The 1169-nt window shown below is 64.8% G+C and carries 1 protein-coding gene; it reads right to left on the reverse strand.

Translation table 11 applies throughout. From position 1 onward, the window contains the following. Nucleotides 1–1169 (reverse strand): chaperonin GroEL (groL, locus tag AC04SI_RS33270; RefSeq protein WP_488475726.1); only part of this gene is annotated, 1169 nt, incomplete at both ends.

Here is a 1169-nt window from a genome sequence, read left to right on the forward strand (position 1 = left end):
AGCGCCCTGAGCACGATCGAGATGCCGGCCGTCACATCGGCATTGGCGCCGGTCAGGCCCTTGAGCGCCGACCTCGCCCGCAGCAGCGCCACGCCGCCGCCCGGAACGATGCCTTCCTCGACAGCCGCGCGCGTGGCGTTCAGCGCGTCGTCGATGTGGTCCTTCTTTTCCTTCACTTCCGATTCGGTGGCGCCGCCGACGCGGATAACGGCAACGCCGCCGGCGAGCTTCGCCAGCCGCTCCTGCAGCTTTTCCTTGTCATAGTCGGAGGTGGTTTCCTCGATCTGGCCCCTGATCTGGGCGATGCGCGCCTGGATGGTCGCCTTGGTGCCGGCGCCGTCGATGATCGTGGTGGTGTCCTTCTCGATCAGCACGCGCTTGGCGCGGCCGAGCATTTCGATGGTGACGTTTTCGAGCTTGATGCCGAGATCCTCCGAAATCATCTGGCCGGCGGTTAGCACGGCGATGTCTTCCAGCATCGCCTTGCGGCGATCGCCGAAGCCCGGCGCCTTGACGGCCGCGACCTTGAGGCCGCCGCGCAGCTTGTTGACGACCAGCGTTGCCAGCGCTTCGCCCTCGACGTCCTCGGAGATGATCAGCAGCGGCCTGCCACTTTGCACGACGGCTTCGAGGATCGGCAGCAGCGCCTGCAGATTGCCGAGTTTCTTTTCGTGGATGAGGACATAAGGGTCCTCCAGTTCGGCGCGCATCTTGTCGGCGTTGGTGACGAAATAGGGCGAGAGATAGCCGCGGTCGAACTGCATGCCCTCGACGACGTCGAGTTCGGTCTCGGCGGTCTTGGCTTCCTCGACGGTGATGACGCCGTCATTGCCGACCTTGTCCATCGCCTTGGCGATCATCGCGCCGACGGTGGCGTCGCCATTGGCGGCGATGGTGCCGACCTGCGCGATCTCAGCCGAGGACTTGACCTTCTTGGACCGTGCCTTGACTTCCTTGACCACGGCGGCAACGGCCTGGTCGATGCCGCGCTTGAGGTCCATCGGGTTCATGCCGGCGGCGACCAGCTTGGCGCCTTCGCGCAGGATCGAAGCGGCCAGCACCGTGGCGGTGGTGGTGCCGTCACCGGCAAGGTCGTTGGTCTTCGAGGCCACTTCGCGCACCATTTGCGCGCCCATGTTCTCGAACTTGTCGGAAAGCTCGATTTCCTT

The sequence above is a fragment of the Mesorhizobium sp. CNPSo 4689 genome (assembly GCF_057784325.1).